Genomic DNA, 25537 nt, shown 5'->3' with positions numbered 1-25537 from the left:
GCAGGGGCCGAGTGTCAGGCTTGGGGAGCGGCGTCGGCTTTTCGCTCCTTGGGAAAGAAGCTGAAATAAAAGACCGGCGCGGCCACCAGCGTCAGCACCGAGGCGAACCCCAGCCCGCCCATGATCGTCACCGCCATCGAGGCAAAGAACGCGTCCCACAAGAGCGGGATCATCCCCAGGATCGTCGTCGCCGCCGCCAGCACCACGGGCCGCAGACGCGAGGTCGAGGCGTCCAGCACTGCCTGTCGGAAGGGCACGCCCTCGGCCCGCACGATGTCGATCTCCTCTACCAGAACGATGCCGTTCTTGATCAGCATGCCCGACAGGCTCAGCAGCCCCAGAAGGGCCGTGAACGAAAACGGCAGACCGGTGCCCAACAGGCCGATCACCACGCCGTTCACGCTCATCGGCACCAGCAGCCAGATGATCACCGGCTGGCGGATCTTGCCGAACAGCAGCACCGAGATCAGAACCATGATCAGCAAGGACACCGGCAGTTGCTTGCCCAATGCCGTCTGCGCCTCTGTCGAGCTTTCGTATTCGCCGCCCCATTCCAGGGCATAGCCCTCGGGCAACTCCATCGCTTCGACCGCGCCGCGCAGCTGACCAAAAACGCTGGCGGCATTCTCGCCCGCGGGCACCCCGGCCTGAACCGAGATCGTCGGGACCCTGTCGCGCCGCACAAGGAACGTGTTCTGTGCTTCCCACCCGAACCCGTCGGTGATCTGTGCCACCGGGATATAGGCTTGCGCCGCGTCGGAATAGACCGGCAGGTCGGCCAGGTGTTCCGCGCCCTCACCCCCGGCGCTGTCGGCCCGCATGATGATCGGGATCAGCCGGTCCTGCTCGCGGTAGAACCCCACCTGCACGCCCTCGGTCCCGAACTGAAGCGCCTGCGCCAGGTCGTCGCGGGCAACGCCCGCCGCCTTGGCCCGCTCGTCGGCGAAGCGCGGCACCAGCGTCAGTTCACGCTCGCGCCAGTTGGTGCGCAGATCCACCAGCCTATCTGACGCACCGACCATGACCTCTTCCGCCTCTTGGGCCAGTTGCCGCAGCACGTCGGGGTCCGGCCCCGAGAACCGCGCCTCGATCGGGGCGCCGCCGCCGGGGCCGAAGGCTAGCCGCTCGGTGCGGAACTCGCCCTCGGGCAGGGCGGTCCGGCCGAATTCCTCGACATCCGCCCGCAGCGGCGGGATCTGCTCCAGGGTCTCGGTGCGGATGATCAGGTGGCCATAGGTCGGCAGTGCCTCCTCGGGCGCGTAGGTCAGCATGAACCGCGTCGCGCCGCCGCCGATGAAGGTGGCCACCGACACCACGTCGTCGCGCTCGGCCAGCCACGCCTCGACCTCGGCCATGTCCTGTGACACGCGGTGGATGCTGGCCCCCTGTGGCAGCTTGTAATGAACGTAGAACAGCGGCGTGTTGGAATCGGGAAAGAACTGCTGCTTGACCTGTGCGAAACCCATGTAGCACACCACCGTCACCCCGATCAGCGCCAGGATCACCAGGTAGCGCATCCGCAGCGCGCCGGACAGCACCGCGCGATAGGCGCGGAAGAGCGGCCCGGCATAGGGGTCATGATCGTCGCCACTGCCCACCTTGAAGAAGTAATGCCCCAGAAGCGGCGTCGCGGTGATCGCCAGCACCCATGACAAGAGCAGCGACATGCCGATCACCGCGAAAAGCGAGAACAGGAACTCGCCCGTGGCGTCGGGGCTCAGGCCAATGCCCGCAAAGGCCATGATCCCGATCACCGTCGCGCCCAGCAGGGGCGTCTGGGTCTTGCTGGCCACGTCCTCTGCCGCGTCGCGGGCCGATTTGCCGCTTGCCATGTCGCCCTGCATCCCCTCGGCCACCACGATGGCGTTGTCCACCAGCATCCCCATCGCGATGATCAGCGCCCCCAGCGAGATCCGCTCCATCTCGATCCCGAAGATGGCCATCAGGAACACCGTGCCCACCACGGTCAGAAGCAATGTCGATCCCACCACAACGGCCGACCGCCAGCCCATGAAGACCGCCAGCACCAGCACGACGATCGTCACCGACATCGCCAGGTTCAGCAGGAAATCGTTCGAGGCCTCGTCCACCACCACGTGTTGCTGGTAGATCGGGTTCAGTTCCACCCCGGCGGGCACGTCGCGCATCAGTTCGGCCAGCCGCGCATCCACCCGCTTGCCCACATCCACGATGTTCAGGTCAGCCTTGCCGGCGACCCCCAGCGTGAATGCTTCCTTGCCCTGGAACCGGATTATTTCGGTGGGCTTCTCGACCCGGTCCCGCTCGACCTGCGCTAGGTCCAAAAGGTCGATCACGTCGCCGCCCACGCCGATGGTCAGGTTGGCGATCTCGTCCACCGTGTCCGACCCCACGGGCGCCTGGATACGGATATCCTGCCCGTTCTGCCGGAAACTGCCGGCGGGCGTGCGCGTGTCGGCGGTTGACAGGGCACCTGCGATGGCGTCGGGGCTGACGCCCAGGTTGGTGATGATCGAGGTCCGCGCGTTGACGTAGATCGCCTCCGACGGCAGGCCCGCAAGCGCCACGTCGGCCACGCCCTCCACCGCCAGCAACTCGCGCCTCAGGTACTCCGAGATCTCGTGCACTTCCGCATCGGAAAAACCGGGGGCGGTAAAGGCATAGAACACGCCGAAGACGTCGCCGAAATTGTCGTTTACGATAGGTTGCCGTGCCTCGGACGGCAGGTTGCGCGTGGCGTCCTCGACCCGGTTGCGCAGTTTGGTCCAGATTGCCGGCAGTTCCGAGCCGTCATAGGTGCTCTCGATATTCACCGAGATCCGGCTGACCCCCGGCTTGTTGGACGAGGTGATGAAGTCGATCTCGCCCATCTTCTGGATTTCTGACTCGATCGGCTCGCTGACCTCCCGTGCCACCTGTTCGGCCGAGGCGCCGGGATACTGCGTGATCACGATGGCGTTCTTGATGGTAAAGGCCGGGTCTTCCAGACGGCCGATCGTGGCAAACCCCCAGATCCCGCCCAAGAGGCAGGTCAGCATCAGGATCCACGTGATCAGCGACCTGTCGATCGAGGCGCGTGCGATGGACATGGGCTTACTCCCCGACGCGGGTGAAGGGGCGCGCGCTCTGGCCGTCGCGCAGTTGCGCGGCGCCGGTCTCGACGATCCGAGTGCCGTCGGCGGGGCCTTCGGTCATATAGATGCGGCTGTCCTCGTGCACCTCGATCTTGACGGCGCGTGCCGTGACCTTTCCGTCCTCGAAGACCATGACCTGGGCATTGCCTTCTGGGTCGTAGACCAGCGCGGTTTCCGGCAGGATGACGCCCGTCTGCTCTGGCCCTTCGACGGCGGTGTAGACCGTGACCGACGCACCCGGAAAAACGAAGGCGCCGGGATTTTCGATAAAGGCCAGCGTGATCGTATAGGTCTGCCCCGTGGCCGAAGTCTCGGTCTCGAATTCCCGCAGCGCAAGCTCATAGCGGCGTCCGTCCCCCGGAAGCTCGGCGTGGAACGCGACGTCGTCATCGGCCCCGGCTTTCCGGAACAGAACTTCCGGCACCTGGATATCGACCCGGATTTCCGAAACGTCGTGCAGCCGGACCACCGGCGTGCCGGCTTGAACCGTCTGGAAATTGGCGACCAGCCGCTTGGCGATCAGCGCGTCGAAGGGCGCGCGCAAGGTGGCGTGCTCCAGGTCTTCCCGGGCGCTGTTCAGCGCGATCTCGGCCAGCCGCAGCTGAGTTTGCGCGTCCTGCACCTGCACCTCGCTGACCGCCTGTCCACGCAGCGATTCCAGCCGATCGGCATCGCGCTGCGCCTTGTCGAAATTGGCCTCTGCCTCTGCCACGGCGCGTTCGTAGCCCGACAGGTCCAACTGCGCGATCTCGGCGCCTTCAGCCTTGCGCGCGCCTTCCTCGGCGTTGAGCATCTCAAGCTTGCCCGGCACCTGAAAGGCAAGATCGACAGTCTGCCGCGCCGCAACCTGACCGAAGAACTGCCGCGTCACCGTGACGGGCTCGCTCGACAGCGTCATTAGCTTGACCGGTTTGGGTGGCGTTTCGGCATCCGGGGTCTGGCCGTCCTCCTGCGCGGGGACCGCGGTGGACATTACCAGCGACAGCACGCAGGCAAGAAACGCGAGGGTGTGGCGGCGCATGACAAGGCTCCTGACAATGGACGTGCAGCTAGGCCGTCACATAGCGCAGGCGAAAAGTGAAACCAACAGTTTAGTTTTTCAGCCGGTGATCAGTTGACGCAACGTCTTCTTTTCAAATGAAAACGGCTTGGACATCACGCTTTCGCGCCGCTCAGCGCTTGGGCCGCAGGTAGGTCTCCGACGCATATCCCGTCAGCCCCGGCGCCCGGTCCAGCGCCACGTCGCACCAGCGCGTGCCGCCGACACGGTTGCAGTCGCGCACCCGCACCAGCGTGCCGTTGGGCAGCCCCACGCGCGTCTCGAACCCCAGGCCCGGCCCACCGCGCAGCTTCAGCATGTCGCCCTCTTCCACGCCGTAGACCTCGTAGATGTCCGAGGTGAACGCCGTGACCGGCGTGGTGTCGGCACAGGCAGACAGAAATCCTAGGGCTGCAATAATCGAAAGGGTTTTGCGCATGGTGCCTCTCACCGGGGTTGTACTGGTAGGCCCGGAGGGACTCGAACCCCCAACCAAAGCGTTATGAGCGCTCTGCTCTAACCAATTGAGCTACAGGCCCGACCTTTGCTCGGGATAGGCGGGGGCAGGGCGGGCGTCAAGGGCTCTGACGCTCATTGCTCTGCTGATACGGAACTTAGAAATTCCGATAGTCCCGTCAGGCTCCAGACCTCGAAATAGAGCGTCACTGGGGCCAAGAGCGCCAATAGCCCGGCAAAGCGCAGAAATGCCGTTCTTTGACCGTTCTGAATCTGGCGCGCGACATTCATCGCCAAGGCGGCCTGATCGGCGTCAGATGCCGTGTCGTCCCAATACCGCATCTCCTCCACCGCCTGTCGCGTGTCCTTGGGACTATCGAAGAGCCAGACCGCAAGCGCCCAGGCAAGGTGCACAAGCGTGGGCAGCAGCGTGGTAAAACACATCAGCCAAAGTGCTATGCCCGTGCTGCGATTGTTCTGTGCCGCCTGCCAATAGGCCCGCCAGTCAAGCGGCGGCGCCGCGAAGACGCTCCATAATTCCAGAAGCGCCACCAAGCCGCCGAGCAACAGCGCCAGACACACCAGCCCCGCGAGGAAATCAAGAAACATGAAACTCACCAACGACCAGCCGCGCTGGCGGTGGTCATGCGCTTTCTGCAGGAACCAGCGCGTGACAGAGACCGACGCCCAATCCGCAGTGGCATTCGCGAGGGGAAGCAGACTGTAGATAAGCAGGACCAACGTTGCGGTTTCCGAATCCCCGGCAACGGCAACGGCAACGGCACCGGTAACGGTTACGGCAACGGCAACGGCAACGGCAACGGTAACGGCAAAGGCAACGGCAACGGCAAAGGCACCGGCAAAGTCGACGGCAAAGGCACCGGCAAAGGCACCGGCAAAGGCAAAGGCAAGGGTAACCGCAAAGGCAACGGCAACGGCAACGGTAACGGTTACGGCAACGGTAACGGCAAAGGCAACCCACTCAATCACCGGGCGGGCCGGCTTCGATAGAAAACCGGCCCGCCCGGTGATGTTTTCAACTTTTTTTCTGGCCCACAACCCCGCATGCGCGGAATACTTGGCTGCTGCATAAAAGATCACCGCACCAGCGCCGGTAGCGATCAAGAAAAGGCACGCCGCCATGAAACGGCGTGTCTTGCTCTCGACTTCTTTGAACACCGGCACCGTCCCAATATCGGTCTGCCCCGATACGACCCACGCGACAAGCGCCGCGATCAGTGGATACAGGAGCGCCAGAGACAAACATATTCCGAAGCTTCTCAAGCTCCAGCGCGGTCCATAGAAACGTTCCGCCCAGGACAAAGATTTGTTGAGCAACGCATCGTACCGCTCTGCGCGGGAGCAGTCGTGTTGCTGGATCAATTTTTGCCGTGTGCCTGCCGCTTTGATCTCCACCATTAGGTCATCGCGTCCGTTGCGCTGCGCGGTCGCCCGCCACTGCAACAGAAATCCGACGAAAGCCAACACACCCGCGATGGCACCTAATGTCTGCCAGTCCAAACCGCCCGTTCCCCAATCTGCTTTTGCTGGTATCATCGCGGGTCCATGCAACCTGTCAAGCGATGCGCCTCGCATATTGCACCCACTGTGTGCTTGGTCTAGCAGGTGGCAAAGATTTGGAGACCGCCCATGACCGACGCCAAGAACGGGATCACCTATGCCGATGCCGGCGTGGATATCGACGCGGGCAATGCCCTTGTCGACCGGATCAAGCCTGCCGCCAAGCGCACCAACCGCGCCGGCGTCATGGCGGGCCTTGGCGGCTTCGGCGCGCTCTTCGATCTCAAGGGCGCGGGCTATACCGATCCCATTCTCGTGGCCGCCACCGACGGGGTGGGCACCAAGCTGCGCATCGCCATCGACACCGGCAACGTGGATGGCGTTGGCATCGATCTTGTCGCCATGTGCGTCAACGATCTTGTCTGCCAGGGGGCCGAGCCGCTCTTCTTCCTCGACTACTTCGCCACCGGCAAGCTCGACACCGACACGGCGGCGCGCATCATCGAAGGCATCGCCGAAGGCTGCGTGCGCTCCGGCACCGCGCTCATCGGCGGTGAGACGGCGGAAATGCCCGGCATGTATCCTGAGGGCGATTTCGACCTTGCCGGTTTTGCCGTGGGCGCAATGGAGCGCGGCAGCGACCTGCCGGCGGGCGTGACCTCCGGCGACGTCCTTCTGGGGCTGGCCTCCGATGGGGTCCATTCCAACGGCTATTCGCTGGTGCGCAAACTGGTTGAGATGTCGGGCCTCGGCTGGGACGCCGACTGCCCGTGGTCTGATGGTACCCTAGGCGCGGCTCTGCTGACACCGACGCGCCTCTACGTGACGCAAGCGTTGGAAGCCGTCCGCGCGGGCGGCGTCCACGCCCTGGCGCATATCACCGGCGGCGGCCTGACCGAGAACATCCCGCGTGTCTTGCCCGACGACCTTGGCGTCGACATCGACCTCGGCAGCTTCGACCTGCCGCCCGTCTTCCGCTGGCTGATGGAGCAGGGCGGCATGGCCGAGACCGAGATGCTCAAGACTTTCAACTGCGGCGTGGGCATGGTGCTGGCTGTCTCGGCGGACCGCGCCGACGCGCTCACGGACCTGCTGAATGGCACGGGCGAGAACGTGGTCCGCCTCGGCCATGTCACCGAGGGTCAGGGCGTCCGTTATAGTGGCAATCTCGCGTGACCAAACGCGTCGCAATCCTGTTCTCCGGCGGTGGCTCAAACATGGTGGCGCTGATCGATAGCATGACTGGAGATCATCCCGCGCGCCCCGTAGTGGCGGTGTGCAACAACGCCGATGCGCCGGGGATTGAAAAGGCGACGGCACGGGGCGTGGCGACCGAAGTGGTCGATCACCGTCCCTTCAAGGGCGACCGCGCGGCCTTCGAAACCGTGCTCAATGAGACTCTGGAACGCCACGCTCCCGACATCATATGTTTCGCCGGGTTCATGCGGATCTTCACAGACCGTTTCATCTCGCGCTGGCAGGGCCGAATGATAAACATTCACCCGTCGCTGCTGCCCAAGTATCGCGGCCTCGACACCCACGCCCGCGCAATCGCGGCGGGCGAGACCGAGGCGGGCTGTACCGTCCACGAGGTCACGCTGGAACTCGACGACGGCCCGATCCTCGGCCAGGCGCGCGTGCCCGTGCATCCCGGCGACACGCCCGAGGCGCTGGCCGCCCGCGTGCTGGAACAGGAACACCGTCTTTACCCGGCGGTCCTGCGCCGTTTCACCGCCGGCGACCGCACGCCGGTCTATCTGCCGTGACGGGGCGGGAAAGGCCGGCGTAGCTGCCGGCCCTCCCTCGTTTCAGCGCGGTGCCGACACCGCGACGTTGCCGTGCCAGTCGCCGGATACGCCCGCATCCGGGGCGGTCAGGGCGACGCCGCCGAGCGCCAACAGCAGAACCGTGGTCACGAGCATCGCGATATTGCGCAGGTCGACCCTCAGGGCAGGGCGCGTGGGATAAGTGTCTAGGGTGGTCATGGCGTGTCTCCTTCATGCCGGATGCATCCGACATAGGCCCGTCGAAGCCATATTGAAAATGAATGAATGTTGAGCCATCCATCAATCCCGGTGATGTATGGCCCCCTTGCGCCAATTCCTTCTTACATGGCCTAAACTTGCGCTTTGCTTTCTGCCGCGCCACGGTATAGGCGGTTGGGTTACCAAGATCGATCCGCCGGAGCAGGAATGCACACCATCACCACTACCGAAGACCTCGCCGCCTTTTGCGCCCGCGCGGCCGAGGCCGAGTATGTCACCGTCGATACCGAGTTCCTGCGCGAGCGCACCTATTATTCCAAGCTCTGCCTGATCCAGCTGGCCCTGCCGTCACGCGGCGAGGACGACGCCGTGCTGGTCGATCCGATCGAGGGACAGGACATGTCGCTCGAACCGCTCTACGATCTCTTCCGCGATCCTTCCGTGGTCAAGGTCTTTCACGCGGCCCGGCAGGACCTGGAAATCTTCTATGTCGATGCAGGGCTAATCCCCGACCCGCTCTTCGATACCCAGGTGGCGGCGATGGTCTGCGGTTTCGGCGAACAGGTCGGCTATGAAACCCTTGTGCGCAAGATCGCCAAGCAGTCGCTCGACAAGACCTCGCGCTTCACCGACTGGTCGCGCCGCCCGCTGACCGACGCGCAGAAGACCTACGCCATTGCGGACGTCACGCACCTGCGCGACATCTACGAGTGTCTGGCCGGAAAACTGGCCAAGTCGGGCCGCGACAAGTGGGTGGCCGAGGAAATGCAGGTCCTGACCGATCCTGAAACCTACATCGCCCGGCCCGAAGAGGCCTGGCAGCGCGTCAAGACCCGCAACTCGTCGGGCCGGTTCCTGGCCATCGTGCGGGAATTGGCCCGCTTCCGAGAGGATTACGCCCAGACCCGCAACATTCCTCGCAACCGCGTCTTCAAGGATGATGCACTGGTCGAACTGGCCTCGACCAAGCCCAAGTCCGCGAACGACCTGTCGCGCTCGCGGCTCTTGCTGCGCGAGGCACGGCGGGGTGACATCGCCGACGGGATCATCGCCGCGGTCAAGGCGGGGCTCGATTGCGCGAACGACAACCTGCCCAAACCCGACCGCAGTCGCGAGCGGCTTCAGATCAACCCGGCGCTGGCCGACCTTTTGCGTGTTCTGCTCAAGGCGAAATCCGAGGAGTATTCAGTGGCCTCCAAGCTCATCGCCTCGGCGGCCGATCTCGACGCCATCTCGGCGGGCGAACGCGACGTTCCGGCCTTGGGCGGCTGGCGGCGGGATGTGTTCGGGGATGATGCGATGCGGCTTTGCGACGGCAAGGTGGCGCTGGCCGCGCGTCGCGGCTCGATCGTGGCGATCGACCTCTAAAGCGTTCCTCCTTTAACCTACACATCGGATAAAGGCGGGGCGCGCGCATCGACCGAGAATTGCACTGCGCTTCGCCAAAAGCTGTGATTCAGGTTTCTGGCGAAACGCTTTAAGCAGTCAGCGGCGCGAGCTGAGAGCGTTCAACTCGCCGCGCACGCGGATCTCGTTGATTTCTTCCAGATCGTTATTGCTCAGGAACGCGCCCACGCGCACTTCGCGCGTGCTCTGCGTGCCCACCGGAGTCTCGATCGGCTGATAGGCGTTCAGCGTGTATTCCATGACGCCGTTGATGGGGCCGTCCTCGCTGATCGGCAGCAGGCGCACGTCGAACGCGCCCTCGCGCTGCGGCAGGCCGGTCACGCGCACGATGGCCCCCGTGGGCAGCGGCTCGACCACCAGGCTGGTCACCTGATCGACAAGGCTACCGTCGTAGATTTCAACCCGGGCGCGACGGCGGAAGATGCCCGCCTTCTGCGCCGAAGAGGCATTGCGGCGCACGATCAGTTCCGCGTTCTCATCTTCGATCAGCGGGTTGCCGGTCTGCCGGTCGCTGGGCGAGCGACGTTCGCCAGTATTGGTGGTGTTCACGATCGGGGCGGATCGGCTGTTTCCGAACCAGTTGCGTGGGTTGACGCCCGAGTCGCGCCAGCCGCTGCACGCCGTCAGCGTCATGCTTGAAATCAACATTACCGAAAGCAGAACCCGCATTTCGACCGCCCCTTCCTCGTTTGTTTCCGACTACCCCATCCGCGCGGGCTTGAAAAGGGACTTGGCGCACTGGACCTTGAGGTGTTGCACACCTAACTGTGGGGCAAGAAACAGACAGGAGACGCGTTGCATGGCGCAGCAGGCATTCGAAGAGATCGTCGAAGATTTCGAGTTTCTGGAGGACTGGGAAGACCGCTACCGCTACGTGATCGACCGCGGCAAGTCCATGGACGGGCTTGATGACGCGCTCAAGGTGCCCGCCACGAAGGTCGACGGCTGTGCCAGCCAAGTCTGGCTTCACCCGCAGACCGAGGCCGGCACGTTCCGCTTCGACGGCGATTCGGACGCCTTGATCGTGCGCGGCCTGATCGCGGTGCTGCGCGCGCTCTACAATGATCTGCCGGTGGGGCAGGTGGGGCAGGTGGATGCCCCCGGCGAACTGGCTCGGCTGGGACTGAACGACCATTTGTCGGCGCAACGCTCCAACGGGCTGCGCGCGATGATCGAGCGCATCCGCGCGGTCGCGTCGGAGGCCGCCTGACCCAGCGGAGTGGCTGCGCCACGCTCGATTTTTTCGTGAAGAGGGGCGCCGCCCCTCCGGTCGAAACGATGTTTCGACCTCCTCCCCGGGATATTTCTGGCCAGAGGAAAAGCGCGCTCAAGCGCGGGCGGCAAGCGCGGTTTCAAGGTCGCCGTAGCCGGTGAACCGGTATTCGAAGTCGAGCCCGAGTCGGTCGGCGCAGTCCTGCGCCTTGGCCTTGAGGGCGGGATCCTCGACCTGGGCCTGGTAAACCAGCGTGGTATAGTTGCCAAAGATCATGTCGCGCAGTTCGGGATGCCGGTCGAGGCCCATCGGCTTCCAGACGAAGGCGTCGAACTGCTTGACCAGGAAATCGGTCAGGTAGAAGGCACTGATCTCGTCGCGGCCCGCGAAGGTCTCGTTGCCCTCGAAGAAGGAATAGCAATGCGGACCTTCGACCATCTCGACGCCCAGCTCGCGGCATTTCGCCTGCAGCAATCCGCCGGTGCCGCAATCGGCGTAGACAACGAAGATCTCGTCATAGGCATCGCGGTTCTCGGCCACCGTTTCTTCGACCGCTGTCACGATCTTTTCGGGATAAAGATGGTACTTTGCTGGCAGGCATTGCAGCACCATGTGATCCCATCCATTGGCCTGTTTCAACGCCAGGATCTCGCGCGCCAGAGCGCCGCAGGCGATCAGCAGGATGTTGCCTTTCGCGCGCTCGGCAAAGCCGTCCTCGGTCAGGGTTGTGTCGCTCGGCAGCATCTCAGCGCCCGCCGCCGCGCAGGCCGATGACGCGTACCACCAGGTAGACCACCAGCACCAGCGGCACCGCGATCATCCAGTTCTCCGACAGTGTCTCCGGCCCCCAGGCCGACGTCAGCAGGAAGATCGTAGCGCCCGCGGCGGCGATCACCACGATCAGCAGCAGGACCAGCTTGTTGAACGGCATCGGCGTGCTCCTTTCCGCAATGACATAAGCGCTGTCCTTCGACGAAAAAAGCCCCGCCGGGTCGGGCAGGGCTTTCTCGATCACCATTGGCAAAGGCTTAGCCCGTCGCACCCTGGTTGTGCTTGCGGCCCACCAGGTCCTTGGCGGTTTCCACGGCCACGGCGGCGTCGCGGCAATAGGCGTCAGCGCCGATGGCCTTGCCAAATTCCTCGTTCAGCGGTGCACCGCCCACCAGCACGATGTAGTCGTCGCGCAGGCCCTGTTCGACCATCGTGTCGATCACGACCTTCATGTAGGGCATCGTGGTGGTCAGCAGCGCCGACATGCCCAGGATGTCAGGCTTTTCGGTTTCCAGCGCTTCGAGGTAATTCTCGACCGGGTTGTTGATGCCGATATCGACCACTTCGAAACCCGCGCCTTCCATCATCATCGACACCAGGTTCTTGCCGATGTCGTGGATGTCGCCCTTGACGGTGCCGATGACCATCTTGCCCACGCGCGGTGCGCCGGTTTCCGCCAGCAGCGGCTTGAGGATGGCCATGCCGCCCTTCATCGCGTTGGCCGCCAGCAGCACCTCGGGGACGAACAGAATACCGTCGCGGAAATCCTTGCCGACGATGGTCATGCCACCCACCAGCGCCTCGGTCAGCACCTGGTAGGGTTGCCAGCCGCGCTCCAGCAGGATGTTCACGCCTTCTTCGATCTCTTCTTTCAGACCATCATAGAGGTCGTCGAACATCTGCTGGACAAGTTCCTCGTCGTCCAGTTCGCTGAGGATGATGTCGTCTTCTTCGTCGGACATATGCTTGATCCCTTGGTGTGGCGCGTGGCCCTTTATCTAGTACCCGCGATTACGTCCATTTTGTCGCACGCGACTTTCCAATTCCGACATGCGCGGTTCTTGCACCGACAGATGGCGCAGTTTCACGCGCCCCGGCAGTGGAAAATTCCCATGATCAGTATGCGCTTGTTGCATATGTTCTCTTAATGTTCCTATAATTCAGCCATGTCCGATATCTCCGACACCATTGATCCGCGTTTGCGCCGTCCGGGCCGGGGCGCCGTCAGCAATGCCGTGGGCCGTTACGAGCGCGAGTCGCGCAGTTTTGAAGATGACGGCTGGAACCTCGCGCCCGAGGAGACGGCCTTGCGCACAAACGTCAGCATCGAGCGGCCGCGCAGCATCATCACGTATAATCGCTCTCCCGATCTGCCCTTCGACCGTTCGATCAACCCCTACCGGGGCTGCGAGCATGGGTGCATCTATTGTTTTGCCCGGCCCAGCCACGCCTGGCTCGGCTTGTCGGCGGGGCTTGATTTCGAAACCCGGCTTGTCGCCCGCCCCGACGCGCCCGAGGTGCTGGCGTCTGAGCTGCGCAAGCCCGGCTACAAGGTTCGGCCGATCGCGATCGGCACCAATACCGACCCCTACCAACCGATCGAAAAGACCCATGGTATCATGCGCGCCTGCCTTCAGGTTCTGTCGGAGTTCAATCATCCCGTCGCCATCGTGACCAAGGGCAGCCTGGTTGAGCGTGACATCGACATTCTGTCGGACATGGCGGCGCGCGGGCTGGCGCGGGTCGGCATTTCCGTGACCACGCTAGACGCAAAGCTGTCGCGCGCGATGGAGCCGCGTGCGCCGGCCCCAACCCGGCGGCTGAAGGTGATTGAGCGCCTGGCGGGGGCGGGCATCCCCGTGCGCGCCATGGTGTCGCCGGTGATCCCGGGCCTGACCTGCCACGAGATGGAGCCGATTCTGAATTCCGTTGCCGGGGCAGGGGCCGACGCCGCCAGCTGGATCATGCTGCGCCTGCCGCTGGAGGTCTCGCCGCTGTTCCGCGAATGGCTGGCCGAGACCTGCCCCGACCGGGCCGCCCGTGTCATGGGCCATGTGCGCGACATGCATGGCGGCAAGGACTATGCCTCGGATTGGGGGCGTCGGATGCGCGGGTCAGGGCCCTATGCCGAAATGGTGGCGCAACGGTTCAAGGTGGCTGCAAAGCGGCTGGGGCTGGACCGCAAACAGCCGCCGCTGCGGTGTGATCTGTTTGAACCGCCGGCGCGGGCCGGGGACCAGATGGAGTTGTTCTGAGAGACGCGATCAGATCGGATGGAAGGGCGCGAGGATTCTCACCCACCGTACAAGGCCGCGCCCCAAGCCTGACCCGTGACCTCATGGCTGCCTAGGGTGGGTGAAAACCCACGCGCACCCCCTACAATTTCCGCACCTTCAACTTGGTCAGCCGGTTGTCTTCCTTCTCCACAACCTCGAAGCGGAAGCCGTGGAAATTGAACACCTGTCCCACCTCGGGGATGATCTGCGCCTCGTAGATTACCAGACCGGCCACCGTATTCGCCTGATCGTCTGGCAAGGTCCAGTCCGTCGCCCGGTTCAGGTCGCGGATCGTCGTGCCCCCGTCCACCAGGAACTGCCCGTCATCGCTGCGCCCCACCGGATGATCGCCGTCGGGGTCGAACTCGTCGGTGATCTCGCCCACGATCTCTTCCAGGATATCCTCCAGCGTGATCAGCCCCTGCAAGTCGCCATATTCGTCCACAACCAGCGCGAAATGGCTGCGCATCCGCAGGAACTGCCGCATCTGGTCATCCAGCGTCGTGGTCTCGGGCACGAAATAGGGCTCCATCGCCACATCGCAGATATCGAACGTCGCCAGCGCGCCGCGCGCGCCCTCGGCCTGTAGCGCCAGCGTGTGCATGGCGCGCAGCAAGTCCTTGGCATGGACGACGCCGATGATGTTGTCGGGATCGTCGCGATAAATCGGCAGGCGCGTGTGGTTGGACTTCAGGCACTGGTCCAGGATCGCCTCGGGCTCAAGCGCCGCGTCGATCATCTCGATTTGGCTGCGGTGCAGCATGATTTCCTCGACCGCGCGGTCGCCAAGGTCCAGCGCGCCCAGGATCCGGTCACGGTCCTCCTTTTCCACCACGCCCTCTGAATGACCCAAGTAGAGCGCCCCGGCAATTTCCTCACGCACGGCCAGGATCTGGCTGTCGGGGTCCGTCTTCACCCCGAACACCCGCAGCACGCCGCGCACCAGCAGGCGCACCGCCGATACCACGGGCGAGAACACCACGATCACCCAGCGAATGACCGGAGCGGCATGCGATGCCGCCGCCTCGGCATTTGTGATCGCGTAGGTTTTCGGCAGCACCTCGGCGAAGATCAGCACCAGAAGCGTCATCACCAGCGTCGCCAGCGCCACGCCACTCTCGCCGAAGGCGCGGGTGAACAGCGCCGTGGCCAGCGAGGTTGCCAGGATATTCACCAGGTTGTTGCCCAGAAGGACCGAGCCGATCAGCCGCTCGTTGTCCTCGGTGATCTGCAGCGCCCGTTCGGCGCCTTTCGAGCCCTTGTCCGCCCGGGCCCGCAGTTTGCCGCGCGAGGCGGCGGTCAGCGCGGTTTCGCTGCCCGAGAAGCAGGCGGACAGAACAAGAAGCAGAAGGATCGCGCCGGCGGTGATCCAAAAGGCGGCGTCAAAGGTTGTTAAGGCGGGGTCCATTGTCCAATAGTCACGTTATGCGTTGCAGGGGTTATGGGGCGTGGACGCCGGTCATTCAAGGAAACAGGCGATGAAACTTGTCGATTTGGGCACGCGGGACACTCCGCTCGCCGTCTTCGGCGGGCCGTACTCGAACCGGCATGCCACGCAGGCTCTGCTGGCCCGTACGGCGCGCCTCGGCATTTCCCCGCGCGACACCATCTGCACCGGCGATCTGGTGGCCTATTGCGGGGCGCCTGCACAAACCGTGGCGCTGATCCGGTCGGCGGGTCTGCCCGTCGTGGCCGGCAACTGCGAAAAACAGCTGGCCGCGTACCAGATGGATTGCGGCTGCGGATTCGAGGACGGCAGCACCTGTGACCTCTTGTCGGCTGGCTGGTACGCCCATGCCGACGCCGCCATCGGCGCGGACGATCGCGCTTGGATGGACGGTCTGCCCGACATGATCCGCTTCACCCATCACGGCCTGCGTTGCGCCGTCATCCATGGTGGTCTCAGCGATATCAGCCGCTTTCTATGGTCCAGCAGCCCCGCGCCTGCCTTCGCCAGCGAAATCGCCCTTATCGAAGCGCAGGGCGGCCCCGTCGATATCGTCTTCGCGGGTCATTCCGGCATCGCCTTCCGGCGTCGCATCGGTCAGGTCCTCTGGGTCAATGCCGGTGTGATCGGCATGCCGCCCAATGACGGCACGCCGCGCACCGAATACGCGCTTTTGCGGGACGGCGCGGTCTCGTTGCACAAGCTGGACTACGATTGCGCCGCCGCCCGAGCAGACATGCAGGCGGCAGGGCTGATCCAAGGCTACGACGCGGCACTCGCCACCGGCTACTGGCCGTCCGAAGACGTGTTGCCCGCCGCCTTGCGCCGTTCCTCCTGAGCCAGCGGGTGCGCATCGAACACCAGTTCGCGCAGGCGGTCCTCCAGCACATGGGTATAGATCTCTGTCGTGCCCACATCGGCATGACCCAGCATCGTCTGGATGGTGCGCAGATCGGCGCCGCCGGCCAGAAGATGCGTGGCGAAGGCATGGCGCAGCGTGTGGGGCGACACCCGCTCGGGGCTGATCCCGGCCGTTACGGCGAACTCCTTGACCAACAGGAAAAAGCGATTGCGCGTCAGGTGTCCTGTTTTGCCACCCGAGGGAAACAGGAACGCCGACACCGGCTTGCCCTTGGCCTTTGCGGCCTCCTCGGCGGCATCACGCCTCTCCAGCCAAGCCACCAGCGCCTGCCGGGCAGGCGGCGACATCGGCACCAGCCGCTCCTTGCCGCCCTTGCCGCGCACCAGCAACATCTGCGGATCGCCCCGGCAGGACGCGACCGGCAGCGACACCAGCTCGGTCACCCGCATCCCCGTGGCGTATAACAGCTCCATCAGGCAGGTGTTGCGCAGCTTGTCGGCCTCGCTCCGGCCCGTGGCCCGTGCGGCCTCCAGCAGGCGGTCCACCTCGTCCAGCTCCAGCGTCTTGGGCAGGCGCTGATCCCGGCCCGGCCCCTTGATCTGGATTGCCGGATTGTCGCTGCGCAGCCCCTCGTCGAAAACGAACCGATACAGCTGCTTGATCGCCGACAACCGCCGCGCCCTTGTCGAGCGCGCCAGCCCTTGGGCGTCGCAATGCACAAGGTAGGCCTCGATATCCGTCTGGCCTGCGCTGGCGGCATCCTTGCCGGCCCGCTCCAGCCATTCGGTGAAATCCGTCAGATCCCGGGCATAGGCCTGCAACGTGTTCTTCGCCGCCCCGGCCTCGGCCGCCTGCGCGTCGAGGAAATTCGCCAGCCAATGCGCCGTGCTCACGTGTTCGCCTTCAGCAGCAGGATCTGCAGCGCCGCCCGCCGCGCGGTATCCTCCAACCCCACCGAGCGCAGCGTCGCGAGGCCCGCCACGATGTCGCTCGCTTGGTTCGGTCCGGCAGTGTCCAACTGCAACGCCGCGGTCAGTATCGCCTGGCCCAGCCGCCCGGCCTCCAGCATGTCGGCGTGGTCGGGATGGGCGGACGTCGCGGCAAAGGCCTCGGCGATGGCGATCTGCGGCGTCTCGCTGGCCAGCGTGGCATCCGGCGCACCCCGCGCCAGCCCCACCAGGAACTGCGCCCGCGCGTCGCTCCCGGCAAGCTTTGGCGCCAGCGTCTCGTACTCCTGCGACAGAAGGGCCACCTCGAACGCCGCTTCCCGCGCCCGCCCGTCCAGTTCCAGCGTCGACAGCGACTGCGCGAACAGCGTGGCAAAGGCCACGGCAAGGCCTTCGCGTTTCATGTCCCGCCACAGCCCCGGCAGATGACGCGCAACCGCCTGCGGGTCGGTATCGGCAATCGCCTGTTCCAGCTTTTGCACCCCCGCCACGCGGTCCCACACCCCGCCCGAGGCCGCCGGGCGCTGATCGGTGTAGAGCCCCAGCAGGCGGTTGGCGGGCAGGGCGCCGGTGCGGGTCAACCGCTCGGCCGCCTCGATCTCGGCCTTCAGCCCGGTCAGCCCGCGCAGGTCCGCCACCGCGTATTCCCGCGCCAGGTTGCGCGTGGGCAGGGGCGTGCCCGCCGCCTCGTACAGGCGATAGAGCAGTGGCGTCATCTCTGCCGACGGGGCCAGCGTCATCTCCGCGTCGATCGTCTCTGGGTCCAGGTATTGCGCCAAAAGCCGCGCGCTGGCGGCGTCCAACACACCCACCGCCGTCGCCGTCTCATAGGTCAGCGCGGCCGTCTGCCAGTCCCCGGCGCGCGCCCCGCAATAGATCCGCGCGTCATAGCGCTCGCTCAGCTCAGGGTCTTGACTCAGCGCGGCACAGGCCTCTTCCTCGGTCCCGCTCAAGAGCGCCAGATCGAACCATTGATCGAACAGGCCCGCGTCATACGGCCCCGCCTGCTGCACCAGCGCCAGCGCAGGGTCGACGGCGCCCATCTTGCGCAGCGCGGCCAGCCGTGCCCGCAGAAACCGCGCGTCGCGCCCCGCGTCGGCGGGTGCCTCGGCTTCGGCCAACAGCAACGTGTAATAAAGCGCCTGAATCGCCGGTAACGGATCCGGCGGCAGGCGCGAGAACTGCGAGACAAGGGTGTCGGTGCTGCTGCCCGCCCACAGGTTCGGCGGCAGGCCCGTGGTGCTGCCGGGCAAGAGCCCCGCGGCATCGGGTTGTGCGCCGTCCAGCGGCATCACCTCGACGTCCGGCACCACGGCGCCTTCAACGTCGTCCGCGTCGGGCGGTTTCAGCGCCTCTTCCAAGGGGCGTGCCACGCTGATCGGCGCGGGATCGTTCAGCCAGTCAATGGCCGCCAGCGGTTCCTGCGCCAGTGCCGGCGTGGCGAAAATTATTGAAAAACAAACGGTTTCAAGTGTCTTCAAGTATGATTTCCTGTCGAATTTCTTCTCGCTCGGGCGAGAAATCCGCCCCAAAGAACGGGCCGATATAGGCATAGCCCACGAGCGCCAGGAACGCCAGAATGCCAAGATAGATCAGCCATTTGAGAAGTCTGAACATAAGGTGCCTGCCCGTTTCTTACCGTCTTTTACCACTTTATAACTGGCAATTTCATCAAGATCACGTCATTCAGTGGCTGAAAAGAAGAGATTGGCATAGGAGCGCCGAAAGTGGCGGTCTCGGGACATTGGCAGTTGAAGAAAACGGTCGTGCTGGTGGGTATGATGGGCGCCGGAAAAACCGCCGTGGGAAAGGGGTTGGCGGCCATGCTTGATGTGCCGTTCCTCGATTCGGACGTCGAGATCGAGGCCGCGGCGAATATGACCATCGCTGAGATATTTTCCCGCGACGGCGAGGCCTTCTTCCGCGACCGCGAAACGCAGGTGATCGACCGCCTGCTCGACGGCCATCGTTGCATTCTGTCCGCCGGTGGCGGCGCTTTCCTCTCCGAGCGCAACCGCGATCTTATCGGGGCCAAGGGCATCTCGGTCTGGCTTCAGGCCGACCTGAAGCTTCTGTGGAATCGCGTAAAGCATAAAGATACCAGGCCCTTGCTGCGCACGGCTGATCCTTACAATACGTTGAAGGATCTCTACGAGGCGCGGCTGCCATATTACGAGATGGCCGATCTCGCGGTGCCCGCGCATGCGTCCTACACGATTGACCAGATGGCCACCAAGGTTTGCGAGGCGCTTGAACAGCGGCCCGATGTGCTGGAGCAGGTGACATGACAGAACGCGTTCACGTGGGGCTGGGCGACCGGGCCTATGATATCCATATCGGCCCCGGGCTCTTGGGGCAGGCCGGGGCGCTGATCGCGCCGCTGCTGCGCCGCCCCCGCGTGGCCATCGTCACGGATGAAACCGTCGGAGCGTTGCATCTCGCCACGCTTCAGGCTGGACTGAAGGCGGGCGGCATCGACAGCACGGCCCTCGCGCTGCCCCCCGGCGAAGGCACCAAGGGCTGGCCGCAGTTCGAGCGTTGCGTCGAATGGCTCCTCTCCGAAAAGGTCGAGCGCAGCGATGTGATCATCGCCTTCGGTGGCGGCGTCATCGGTGATCTCGTGGGCTTTGCCGCGTCCGTCCTGCGCCGCGGCGTGCGGTTCGTGCAGGTGCCCACCAGCCTGCTGGCCCAGGTCGACAGTTCCGTGGGCGGCAAGACCGGCATCAACGCGCCCCAGGGCAAGAACCTCATCGGTGCCTTCCATCAGCCCAGCCTCGTGCTGGCGGATACGGATGTACTCGGAACGCTTGAAAATCGTGATTTTCTGGCGGGTTACGGCGAAGTGGTAAAGTACGGCCTGCTGGGGGACGCTGCCTTTTTCGACTGGCTCGAAACCCACGGCCCGGGCGTGGCGCAAGGCGATATGGCCGCCCGCATCGCGGCCGTCAAACGCTCGGTCGAAATGAAGGCCGAAATCGTCATCGAGGATGAAAAAGAACACGGCCGCCGCGCGCTTCTGAACCTCGGTCACACCTTCTGCCACGCGCTCGAGGCCGCCACCGGCTACGGTGATCGCCTGCTGCACGGCGAGGGCGTGGCCATCGGCTGTGCGCTGGCGTTCGAGCTCTCAAGCCGTCTGGGCCTGTGTTCGCAAGAAGACCCCAGCCGCGTCCGCGCCCATCTGCGCGACATGAATATGAAGGTCGACCTGTCTGATATCGCAGGAGAATTGCCGGATGCCGACGGCTTGATCGACCTCATGGGGCAGGACAAGAAGGTGGTCGACGGCAAGCTGCGCTTCATCCTCGCGCGCTGCATTGGCGACGCATTCGTGGCCGAGGACGTGGACATGGATGTGGTCCGCACACTGCTGCACGACGCGCTCGCCGCCCGCTGAGCCCCGCCGCCACCTGCGTAGGGTGGGTGAAAACCCACGCGGGACCCCGCTACTCCGTCCCGATTGCCTTCGGCGCATTCACCCGCTTCGACAGGTCCTCCAGCGTCTCCACCCGCTCGCTGTACCGATCCGTCAGATACCCCGCCTGTCCACGCGTCAGCAGTGTGAACTTCACCAACTCCTCCATTACGTCGACCACCCGGTCGTAAAGCGGCCCCGGCTTCATCCGCCCGGCATCGTTGAACTCATCCCACGCCTTCGGCACCGACGACTGGTTCGGGATCGTCAACATCCGCATCCACCGGCCCAGGATACGCATCTGGTTCACCGCGTTGAAGCTCTGCGAGCCACCACTCACCTGTGCCACCGCCAGGGTCTTGCCCTGCGTCGGGCGGATGCCGCCGATGGGCGCCAGCGGGATCCAGTCGATCATCGCTTTCATCACGCCGGTCATGGCGCCATGCCGCTCCGGACTGACCCAGACCATACCTTCAGACCACAGCACCAATTCGCGCAGCTCCGCCACCTTGGGATGGCTCGTCTCGGCATCGTCGGGCAGGGGCAGGCCATGCGGATCGAATGTCCGCGTCTCGGCACCCAGATGGCGTAATACCCGCGCCGCTTCCTCGCTCAACAGCCGCGAAAACGATCGTTCCCGTAAGCTGCCATAGAGCAGCAGAATTCGCGGCGCATGGCGGGCCCGCTCTGTCGGAAACAGTCCCTCTTCGTCGATGCGGGGCAGGGCGTCCGCCTTCAGGTTGGGCATGTCACTCATCCGCGTACCTCCTGGCGCTGACCGAACCGCGCACGTGTCCGGTTGGCAAACGCGACCAGCGACAGCATCACCGGCACCTCCACCAGCACGCCGACCACCGTGGCCAGCGCAGCCCCCGAATTGAGGCCGAACAGGCTGATGGCCACCGCCACCGCCAACTCGAAGAAGTTCGAGGTCCCGATCATCGCACAAGGCGCCGCCACCCGGTGCGGCACGCGCATCACGTAGGCTGCGCCATAGGCCAGCGCGAAAATCCCGTAGCTCTGGATCAGGATCGGCACCGCGATCAGCGCGATCACGAAGGGATTCGCCAGGATGATGCTGCCCTGCAAGCCGAACAGGATCACCACCGTCGCAATCAGTCCGATGATCGACCACGGTTTCACCCGTGCCGTGAACGCCTCGATCGCCGCTTTCGAGCCCAGCATCCGCCGCGTCAGCAGCCCCGCCAACAGCGGCAGCACCACATAGAGGACCGTCGCCGTCACCAGCGTCTGCCACGGCACGGTGATGTCGGTCACGCCCAGCAAAATCGCCACGATGGGGGCGAAGGCGAAGACCATGATCAGATCGTTCACCGATACCTGTACCAGCGTATAGGTCTCATCCCCCTTCGTCAGCTGCGACCACACAAAGACCATCGCCGTGCAGGGCGCAGCGCCCAGCAGGATCAGCCCGGCAACGTATTGCGCCGCATCTTCCGGCGCGATCCACGGCGCGAAGACGTAGTCGAAGAAGACCACCGCCAGCAGCGCCATCGTGAACGGCTTGATCAGCCAGTTGACGATCAGCGTGATCACCAGCCCCTTGGGCTGTTTCGCCACCGCCGGAATGGTGCTCAGGTCCACGCCGATCATCATCGGATAGATCATCGCCCAGATCAGCACCGCGACCACGAGGTTGATCTGTGCCACCTCTGCTGCCGCGACGGCCTCCACCAACCCCGGCGCCACCACGCCAAGCGCGATGCCCAGCACGATCGCCAGCGCGATCCAGACGCTCAGGTAGCGTTCGAAAACGCCCAGACCGCTGTCCTGCGGGGTGTCGGCCCTGTCGGTCATCTTTGCCTCTCTTTCGGGTCTGTCGCGATCAGCACTTGAGTGAAATTTCGTCGATAAGCGTTTGGCATTGTTCCGGATTTCCGCCGCAGCAATCCTCCATCAGAAAGCCCAGAAGCCCCCGAACCCCCTCGATCTCGGCCCGGTAGCGGACCGACCGCCCCTCCCGCGCGGCCCGGATCAAACCCGCCTGCGACAGGATCGACAGGTGTGCCGACATGGTGTTCTGCCGCACCTCGCATCGCTGCGCGATTTCGCCCGCCGCCATGCCCTCGGGGCCGGCGCGCATCAACAGGCGAAACACGTCCAGCCGCGTGTCCTGCGACAGCGCCTGAAGGGCGGCAAGGGCGCTTGGCTTATCCATATATCTAGAACTATGGATATATGGCGCGAAACGCAAGCGATGTTTATGTGACATCTGCCCGCTGCCGCCACGGCAGCGCGGCGGCGCAGGAACAAAGCCGATCGCCACCCGTTTCGCCAAGAACAGGCCCGTAGCCCGGCCGCACACTCCAAAAGAAAGGTCGATTCCCATGAAAGCCGCACTCCACGACACATTCGGCGACCCGGCAAAGGTGCTCTACGCCACCGACACCGACACGCCCGAACCGGGCGAGGGGCAGGTGCGAATCCGAACCCTCCTGTCACCCATCCATAACCACGACCTCTGGACCGTGCGCGGCACCTACGGCTACAAACCCGAATTGCCCGGCGCCATAGGCGGGTCCGAGGCGGCCGGCATCGTCGATGCCGTGGGCGCGGGCGTCGATGACAGCCTCAAGGGCCAGCGCATCGCCGTCGCGGGCGTGCATGGCACATGGGCCAAGTATTTCCTCGCGCCCGCGAACGGCCTCATGCCCTTGCACGAGCAGATCTCCGACGACGCAGGTGCCCAGCTTATCGCCATGCCGTTCTCGGCCATTTCCCTGCTCGACAGCCTCAAGGCCGATGAGGGCGATTGGGTGATCCAGACCGCCGCCAACGGGGCGGTGGGCCGCATCATGGCCGTTCTGGCAAAGGAACGCGGCATCAACCTCGTCAATCTCGTGCGCCGGGAAGAGGCCGCGCAGGGCCTGCGCGATGCAGGCACCACGAACGTCATTTCCACCTCTGACGATGATTGGACCGATCAGGTCCGTGCAACCGTCAAAGACGGAAGAGTCGTCTCGGCCATCGATTCCGTCGGCGGGGACATCGCGGCGCATCTGGTCGACCTCCTGTCGAGCGACGGCGAAATGATCGTCTTCGGCACCGCCACCGGCGCGCCGATGCCGCTCGCCTCCGGCCCGCTCATCATGAAGCAGATCACGGTCAAGGGCTTCTGGGGCGCCCGCGTCGGGTCCGAGATGGACTCTGGCCGCCGCGAAGCCCTGATGACAGAACTGGTGACACTCGCGGCGCAGGGCAAGCTGCCGCTTGCAAGGGAAGGCACGTACTCCCTCGATCAGGTTGCCGACGCCGTGACCGCTTCGTTGACCGCCGGTCGTGACGGCAAGGTCATGCTGAAACCCTGACGCCACGCCGGTTTCTACGTGACAGGACTACGGCCCCCCGCGGAAAATTGACGCGCTGCGGGGGGCATACGCTGATCTCAAGGCAATCATCCGGCGACTCCGCACGCAAATTCTCGCCTCCACCTCGAGCAAAACAAGTCAAGGTAGAATGACGCGTAAATTTATGCTATTGCCGCGGTATCCGGACTGTTTCCCGGAACCGATGTAACTGATTTTTTCAATTTTTTTTAAATAGGAGAATTTCTCATGCCAGGAATCCATCACGGCCTTACGCGCCTCGACCAACTCGTCAAAACCTGTCTTCAGAACGAAGGTCCCGCCAAGCCCTTCGTGCAGACGCTGGGACGTCTCAAGCCCGCCAACCCGGTCTTCATAGAAAACATCACCCATCAGGACGTTGTGGACGCGCTCGACGCCCTGTCGCAGACGATGCGCGCCACCAGCAACGAAGACGGTCCGGCCGATGCGGGCATGACCTTCCTGGGGCAGTTCGTCGACCACGACATCACCCTCGATGCCACCTCGGCCCTCGGCACGCGGATCGACCCGGCAACGATCCGCAACATCCGCACGCCCAGCCTCGATCTCGATTGCGTCTATGGCGACGGCCCCGAGGCCTCGCCGCATCTCTACGGCGCGGACGAGCAGGATCACATGCTGATGTTCGGACGTCAGGACAACGCGCTCGACCTTGCCCGGACCTGCGCCGGCAAGGCCCTGATTGGCGATCCGCGCAATGACGAGAACATCATCGTGGCCCAGATCCAGGGCCTCTTCATCGAACTGCATAACATCCTCGTGAGCAAGGTGATCGAGGGCGGCTCTGAGGCCGCCGACATCAAGGCCTGCGCCCATGACGGCATGAGCCAGGAAGTCTGGGATGCCCATGTTTCCCCTGCGCTGACCAGCTTTCAGGAGGTGCGCCGCTTTATCCGCCTGCATTACCAGTGGATCGTCTGGAACGAGCTGCTCGACGCTTTCGTCCACGAAAGCTGCCTCGACGCGGCCATGCAAGCACCCGCCTTCGGCTGGGACGCGCCTGTCATGCCGGTCGAATTTACCGGGGCCTGCTATCGCTTCGGCCACGCCACCACGCAGTTCGAATATCAGATGAACGACGCCGGAAGCCCCGTGCCGCTCTTCGCCACGCAAGGATTCGGCAAGCGGCCCGAAGACCAGAACCTCGACTATAATCTTTTCTTCGAGATGGGCGACAACGCGTCGCAAAAGGCGCGTCCGGTCGGCCCGAAAATGGGCGAGGCCCTCCTGGCATTGCCGTTCGTCTCAGGCCAGATCGAGCTCGAAGACGTGAACGTCACGCTAACCGAGGCACAGTCGAAAAACCTCGCTCTGCGCAACATGGTGCGCGACCGATACACCTATCAACTGGCAAGCGGCCAGACATTCGCGGCCCATCTGGGGACCGACGCGGTCGATATCCCGCAAGAACTGAAGGACAAGGGCTTCAAGAAGACGCCATTGTGGTTCTACGCCCTGCAAGAAGCAAAGGAACACGGCGGCGGCAAGCTCACCGGCGTGGGCGGCACCATCGTTGCCTCGGTCTTCGCCAACCTGCTGAAGCGCGATCCGACCACATACGTTCACATCCCGCATTTCAAGCCCTGGCCGGGCTTCGGCGGCAAACCGTCCTGCATGGCCGGGATCATTGCCTATGTCGAGGCGCATCGCAGCCATGTCCTGCACCCCGACAAGCTGAAATGCGGCTGAGCCTGCGAGTGTCGCCAGCGCGCGACAG

General features: G+C 64.2%; 26 protein-coding genes and 1 tRNA gene. 10 read left to right on the top strand and 17 right to left on the bottom strand.

The genetic code is table 11. From position 1 onward, the window contains the following. Positions 1-14: 14 nt before the first annotated feature. From FIU86_RS09950 to FIU86_RS22560, 5 genes are all read right to left on the bottom strand, one after another. Positions 15-3068: an efflux RND transporter permease subunit gene (locus FIU86_RS09950; RefSeq protein ID WP_152474944.1), complete on the bottom strand. Its 3054-nt coding sequence runs from the start codon at positions 3066-3068 to the stop codon at positions 15-17. A 4-nt stretch (positions 3069-3072) separates the two neighbouring features. Next, a complete protein-coding gene (locus FIU86_RS09945) occupies positions 3073-4134 on the bottom strand; it encodes an efflux RND transporter periplasmic adaptor subunit (RefSeq protein WP_152474943.1) in 1062 nt (353 codons plus the stop codon). A gap of 151 nt (positions 4135-4285) precedes the next feature. Continuing rightward, positions 4286-4591 carry an SH3 domain-containing protein gene (locus FIU86_RS09940; RefSeq protein WP_152474942.1) on the bottom strand — a complete coding sequence of 102 codons (306 nt, stop codon included), beginning with the start codon at positions 4589-4591 and terminating at the stop codon, positions 4286-4288. Between the two features lie 23 nt (positions 4592-4614). After that, a tRNA-Ile gene (locus tag FIU86_RS09935) sits at positions 4615-4691 on the bottom strand. A 52-nt stretch (positions 4692-4743) separates the two neighbouring features. After that, the gene (locus FIU86_RS22560; protein ID WP_172977484.1) at positions 4744-6165 is read right to left on the bottom strand and encodes a hypothetical protein; all 1422 of its coding nucleotides are present in this window, start codon (positions 6163-6165) and stop codon (positions 4744-4746) included. Positions 6166-6258: 93 nt separating this feature from the next. Between FIU86_RS22560 and purM the strand changes: the two genes are divergently transcribed. Both purM and purN read left to right on the top strand, forming a co-directional pair. Beyond that, positions 6259-7305, top strand: coding sequence for a phosphoribosylformylglycinamidine cyclo-ligase (purM, locus tag FIU86_RS09925; RefSeq protein WP_152474941.1), 1047 nt, complete (start codon positions 6259-6261; stop codon positions 7303-7305). Further along, a complete protein-coding gene (purN, locus tag FIU86_RS09920; protein ID WP_152474940.1) occupies positions 7302-7895 on the top strand; it encodes a phosphoribosylglycinamide formyltransferase in 594 nt (197 codons plus the stop codon). The genes purM and purN overlap by 4 nt, the downstream gene beginning before the upstream one ends. 42 nt (positions 7896-7937) lie before the next feature. Here the strand turns inward: purN and FIU86_RS22555 are convergent, their stop codons facing one another. Next, complete coding sequence (locus FIU86_RS22555) at positions 7938-8114, bottom strand: hypothetical protein (RefSeq protein WP_172977483.1); 177 nt, start codon at positions 8112-8114, stop codon at positions 7938-7940. A 207-nt stretch (positions 8115-8321) separates the two neighbouring features. On the opposite strand from FIU86_RS22555, the gene rnd reads away from it, so the two are divergent. Next, positions 8322-9482 carry a ribonuclease D gene (gene rnd, locus FIU86_RS09915; protein WP_152474939.1) on the top strand — a complete coding sequence of 387 codons (1161 nt, stop codon included), beginning with the start codon at positions 8322-8324 and terminating at the stop codon, positions 9480-9482. Positions 9483-9599: 117 nt separating this feature from the next. Here the strand turns inward: rnd and FIU86_RS09910 are convergent, their stop codons facing one another. Next, the gene (locus tag FIU86_RS09910) at positions 9600-10190 is read right to left on the bottom strand and encodes a hypothetical protein (RefSeq protein ID WP_152474938.1); all 591 of its coding nucleotides are present in this window, start codon (positions 10188-10190) and stop codon (positions 9600-9602) included. 130 nt (positions 10191-10320) lie between these two features. On the opposite strand from FIU86_RS09910, the gene FIU86_RS09905 reads away from it, so the two are divergent. Then, complete coding sequence (locus tag FIU86_RS09905) at positions 10321-10731, top strand: SufE family protein (RefSeq protein ID WP_152474937.1); 411 nt, start codon at positions 10321-10323, stop codon at positions 10729-10731. Between the two features lie 117 nt (positions 10732-10848). Here the strand turns inward: FIU86_RS09905 and FIU86_RS09900 are convergent, their stop codons facing one another. From FIU86_RS09900 to FIU86_RS09890, 3 genes are read right to left on the bottom strand one after another with little or no spacing between them, the layout of a single operon-like run. Next, positions 10849-11478, bottom strand: a complete 630-nt coding sequence (locus FIU86_RS09900) for a DUF1638 domain-containing protein (protein ID WP_152474936.1) — start codon at positions 11476-11478, stop codon at positions 10849-10851. A gap of 1 nt (position 11479) precedes the next feature. Then, positions 11480-11752, bottom strand: a complete 273-nt coding sequence (locus FIU86_RS09895; RefSeq protein ID WP_152474935.1) for a hypothetical protein — start codon at positions 11750-11752, stop codon at positions 11480-11482. Positions 11753-11762: 10 nt separating this feature from the next. Beyond that, positions 11763-12467, bottom strand: a complete 705-nt coding sequence (locus FIU86_RS09890) for a B12-binding domain-containing protein (RefSeq protein WP_103761068.1) — start codon at positions 12465-12467, stop codon at positions 11763-11765. A gap of 204 nt (positions 12468-12671) precedes the next feature. Between FIU86_RS09890 and FIU86_RS09885 the strand changes: the two genes are divergently transcribed. Beyond that, complete coding sequence (locus FIU86_RS09885; RefSeq protein WP_152474934.1) at positions 12672-13760, top strand: PA0069 family radical SAM protein; 1089 nt, start codon at positions 12672-12674, stop codon at positions 13758-13760. A gap of 121 nt (positions 13761-13881) precedes the next feature. On the opposite strand, the gene FIU86_RS09880 is transcribed toward FIU86_RS09885, so the two are convergent. Further along, positions 13882-15189 (bottom strand): HlyC/CorC family transporter, encoded by a 1308-nt coding sequence (locus tag FIU86_RS09880; protein WP_152474933.1) that lies wholly within the window; start codon positions 15187-15189, stop codon positions 13882-13884. Positions 15190-15259: 70 nt separating this feature from the next. Here FIU86_RS09880 and FIU86_RS09875 point away from each other — a divergent pair, with 70 nt between their 5' ends. After that, positions 15260-16066 carry a metallophosphoesterase gene (locus FIU86_RS09875; protein ID WP_152474932.1) on the top strand — a complete coding sequence of 269 codons (807 nt, stop codon included), beginning with the start codon at positions 15260-15262 and terminating at the stop codon, positions 16064-16066. Here FIU86_RS09875 and FIU86_RS09870 read toward each other — a convergent pair. From FIU86_RS09870 to FIU86_RS22550, 3 genes are read right to left on the bottom strand one after another with little or no spacing between them, the layout of a single operon-like run. After that, positions 16015-16983: a site-specific tyrosine recombinase XerD gene (locus FIU86_RS09870; RefSeq protein ID WP_152474931.1), complete on the bottom strand. Its 969-nt coding sequence runs from the start codon at positions 16981-16983 to the stop codon at positions 16015-16017. The genes FIU86_RS09875 and FIU86_RS09870 overlap by 52 nt on opposite strands. Beyond that, positions 16980-18518, bottom strand: coding sequence for a hypothetical protein (locus FIU86_RS09865; protein ID WP_152474930.1), 1539 nt, complete (start codon positions 18516-18518; stop codon positions 16980-16982). The genes FIU86_RS09870 and FIU86_RS09865 overlap by 4 nt, the downstream gene beginning before the upstream one ends. Further along, on the bottom strand, positions 18505-18654 hold the full coding sequence (locus FIU86_RS22550) for a hypothetical protein (protein ID WP_170067083.1): 150 nt from the start codon (positions 18652-18654) through the stop codon (positions 18505-18507). Before FIU86_RS22550 ends, FIU86_RS09865 begins: the two co-directional genes overlap by 14 nt. A gap of 110 nt (positions 18655-18764) precedes the next feature. On the opposite strand from FIU86_RS22550, the gene FIU86_RS09860 reads away from it, so the two are divergent. Together FIU86_RS09860 and aroB are read left to right on the top strand one after the other, a co-directional pair. After that, positions 18765-19325 (top strand): shikimate kinase, encoded by a 561-nt coding sequence (locus FIU86_RS09860; protein ID WP_302848764.1) that lies wholly within the window; start codon positions 18765-18767, stop codon positions 19323-19325. Further along, the gene (gene aroB / locus FIU86_RS09855; protein WP_152474928.1) at positions 19322-20434 is read left to right on the top strand and encodes a 3-dehydroquinate synthase; all 1113 of its coding nucleotides are present in this window, start codon (positions 19322-19324) and stop codon (positions 20432-20434) included. Before FIU86_RS09860 ends, aroB begins: the two co-directional genes overlap by 4 nt. Before the next feature lie 49 nt (positions 20435-20483). On the opposite strand, the gene arsH is transcribed toward aroB, so the two are convergent. From arsH to FIU86_RS09840, 3 genes are read right to left on the bottom strand one after another with little or no spacing between them, the layout of a single operon-like run. Continuing rightward, positions 20484-21209, bottom strand: a complete 726-nt coding sequence (arsH, locus tag FIU86_RS09850; RefSeq protein WP_152474927.1) for an arsenical resistance protein ArsH — start codon at positions 21207-21209, stop codon at positions 20484-20486. Further along, a complete protein-coding gene (gene arsB / locus FIU86_RS09845) occupies positions 21206-22270 on the bottom strand; it encodes an ACR3 family arsenite efflux transporter (protein WP_152474926.1) in 1065 nt (354 codons plus the stop codon). The genes arsH and arsB overlap by 4 nt, the downstream gene beginning before the upstream one ends. A gap of 28 nt (positions 22271-22298) precedes the next feature. Continuing rightward, positions 22299-22631, bottom strand: a complete 333-nt coding sequence (locus FIU86_RS09840; RefSeq protein WP_152474925.1) for a helix-turn-helix transcriptional regulator — start codon at positions 22629-22631, stop codon at positions 22299-22301. Positions 22632-22800: 169 nt separating this feature from the next. Here FIU86_RS09840 and FIU86_RS09835 point away from each other — a divergent pair, with 169 nt between their 5' ends. Continuing rightward, positions 22801-23781 (top strand): zinc-binding dehydrogenase, encoded by a 981-nt coding sequence (locus FIU86_RS09835; RefSeq protein WP_152474924.1) that lies wholly within the window; start codon positions 22801-22803, stop codon positions 23779-23781. A 246-nt stretch (positions 23782-24027) separates the two neighbouring features. Further along, positions 24028-25509 carry a peroxidase family protein gene (locus FIU86_RS09830; RefSeq protein ID WP_152474923.1) on the top strand — a complete coding sequence of 494 codons (1482 nt, stop codon included), beginning with the start codon at positions 24028-24030 and terminating at the stop codon, positions 25507-25509. Positions 25510-25537: the final 28 nt, after the last annotated feature.

Source organism: Roseovarius sp. THAF9, assembly GCF_009363715.1.
Taxonomy (GTDB): Bacteria; Pseudomonadota; Alphaproteobacteria; order Rhodobacterales; family Rhodobacteraceae; genus Roseovarius.
Note: the sequence above shows the minus strand (reverse complement) of the source record. Positions and strands in the feature narration are given on the sequence as shown.

What these genes read in the sequence shown, in the direction of transcription:
- FIU86_RS09950 (WP_152474944.1), bottom strand. Translation starts at nt 3,068, where the DNA reads ATGTCCATCGCACGCGCCTCGATCGACAGGTCGCTGATCACGTGGATC.
- FIU86_RS09945 (WP_152474943.1), bottom strand. Translation starts at nt 4,134, where the DNA reads ATGCGCCGCCACACCCTCGCGTTTCTTGCCTGCGTGCTGTCGCTGGTA.
- FIU86_RS09940 (WP_152474942.1), bottom strand. Translation starts at nt 4,591, where the DNA reads ATGCGCAAAACCCTTTCGATTATTGCAGCCCTAGGATTTCTGTCTGCC.
- FIU86_RS22560 (WP_172977484.1), bottom strand. Translation starts at nt 6,165, where the DNA reads ATGATACCAGCAAAAGCAGATTGGGGAACGGGCGGTTTGGACTGGCAG.
- purM (WP_152474941.1), top strand. Translation starts at nt 6,259, where the DNA reads ATGACCGACGCCAAGAACGGGATCACCTATGCCGATGCCGGCGTGGAT.
- FIU86_RS22555 (WP_172977483.1), bottom strand. Translation starts at nt 8,114, where the DNA reads ATGACCACCCTAGACACTTATCCCACGCGCCCTGCCCTGAGGGTCGAC.
- rnd (WP_152474939.1), top strand. Translation starts at nt 8,322, where the DNA reads ATGCACACCATCACCACTACCGAAGACCTCGCCGCCTTTTGCGCCCGC.
- FIU86_RS09910 (WP_152474938.1), bottom strand. Translation starts at nt 10,190, where the DNA reads ATGCGGGTTCTGCTTTCGGTAATGTTGATTTCAAGCATGACGCTGACG.
- FIU86_RS09905 (WP_152474937.1), top strand. Translation starts at nt 10,321, where the DNA reads ATGGCGCAGCAGGCATTCGAAGAGATCGTCGAAGATTTCGAGTTTCTG.
- FIU86_RS09900 (WP_152474936.1), bottom strand. Translation starts at nt 11,478, where the DNA reads ATGCTGCCGAGCGACACAACCCTGACCGAGGACGGCTTTGCCGAGCGC.
- FIU86_RS09895 (WP_152474935.1), bottom strand. Translation starts at nt 11,752, where the DNA reads ATGGTGATCGAGAAAGCCCTGCCCGACCCGGCGGGGCTTTTTTCGTCG.
- FIU86_RS09890 (WP_103761068.1), bottom strand. Translation starts at nt 12,467, where the DNA reads ATGTCCGACGAAGAAGACGACATCATCCTCAGCGAACTGGACGACGAG.
- FIU86_RS09885 (WP_152474934.1), top strand. Translation starts at nt 12,672, where the DNA reads ATGTCCGATATCTCCGACACCATTGATCCGCGTTTGCGCCGTCCGGGC.
- FIU86_RS09880 (WP_152474933.1), bottom strand. Translation starts at nt 15,189, where the DNA reads ATGGACCCCGCCTTAACAACCTTTGACGCCGCCTTTTGGATCACCGCC.
- FIU86_RS09875 (WP_152474932.1), top strand. Translation starts at nt 15,260, where the DNA reads ATGAAACTTGTCGATTTGGGCACGCGGGACACTCCGCTCGCCGTCTTC.
- FIU86_RS22550 (WP_170067083.1), bottom strand. Translation starts at nt 18,654, where the DNA reads ATGTTCAGACTTCTCAAATGGCTGATCTATCTTGGCATTCTGGCGTTC.
- aroB (WP_152474928.1), top strand. Translation starts at nt 19,322, where the DNA reads ATGACAGAACGCGTTCACGTGGGGCTGGGCGACCGGGCCTATGATATC.
- arsH (WP_152474927.1), bottom strand. Translation starts at nt 21,209, where the DNA reads ATGAGTGACATGCCCAACCTGAAGGCGGACGCCCTGCCCCGCATCGAC.
- arsB (WP_152474926.1), bottom strand. Translation starts at nt 22,270, where the DNA reads ATGACCGACAGGGCCGACACCCCGCAGGACAGCGGTCTGGGCGTTTTC.
- FIU86_RS09840 (WP_152474925.1), bottom strand. Translation starts at nt 22,631, where the DNA reads ATGGATAAGCCAAGCGCCCTTGCCGCCCTTCAGGCGCTGTCGCAGGAC.
- FIU86_RS09835 (WP_152474924.1), top strand. Translation starts at nt 22,801, where the DNA reads ATGAAAGCCGCACTCCACGACACATTCGGCGACCCGGCAAAGGTGCTC.
- FIU86_RS09830 (WP_152474923.1), top strand. Translation starts at nt 24,028, where the DNA reads ATGCCAGGAATCCATCACGGCCTTACGCGCCTCGACCAACTCGTCAAA.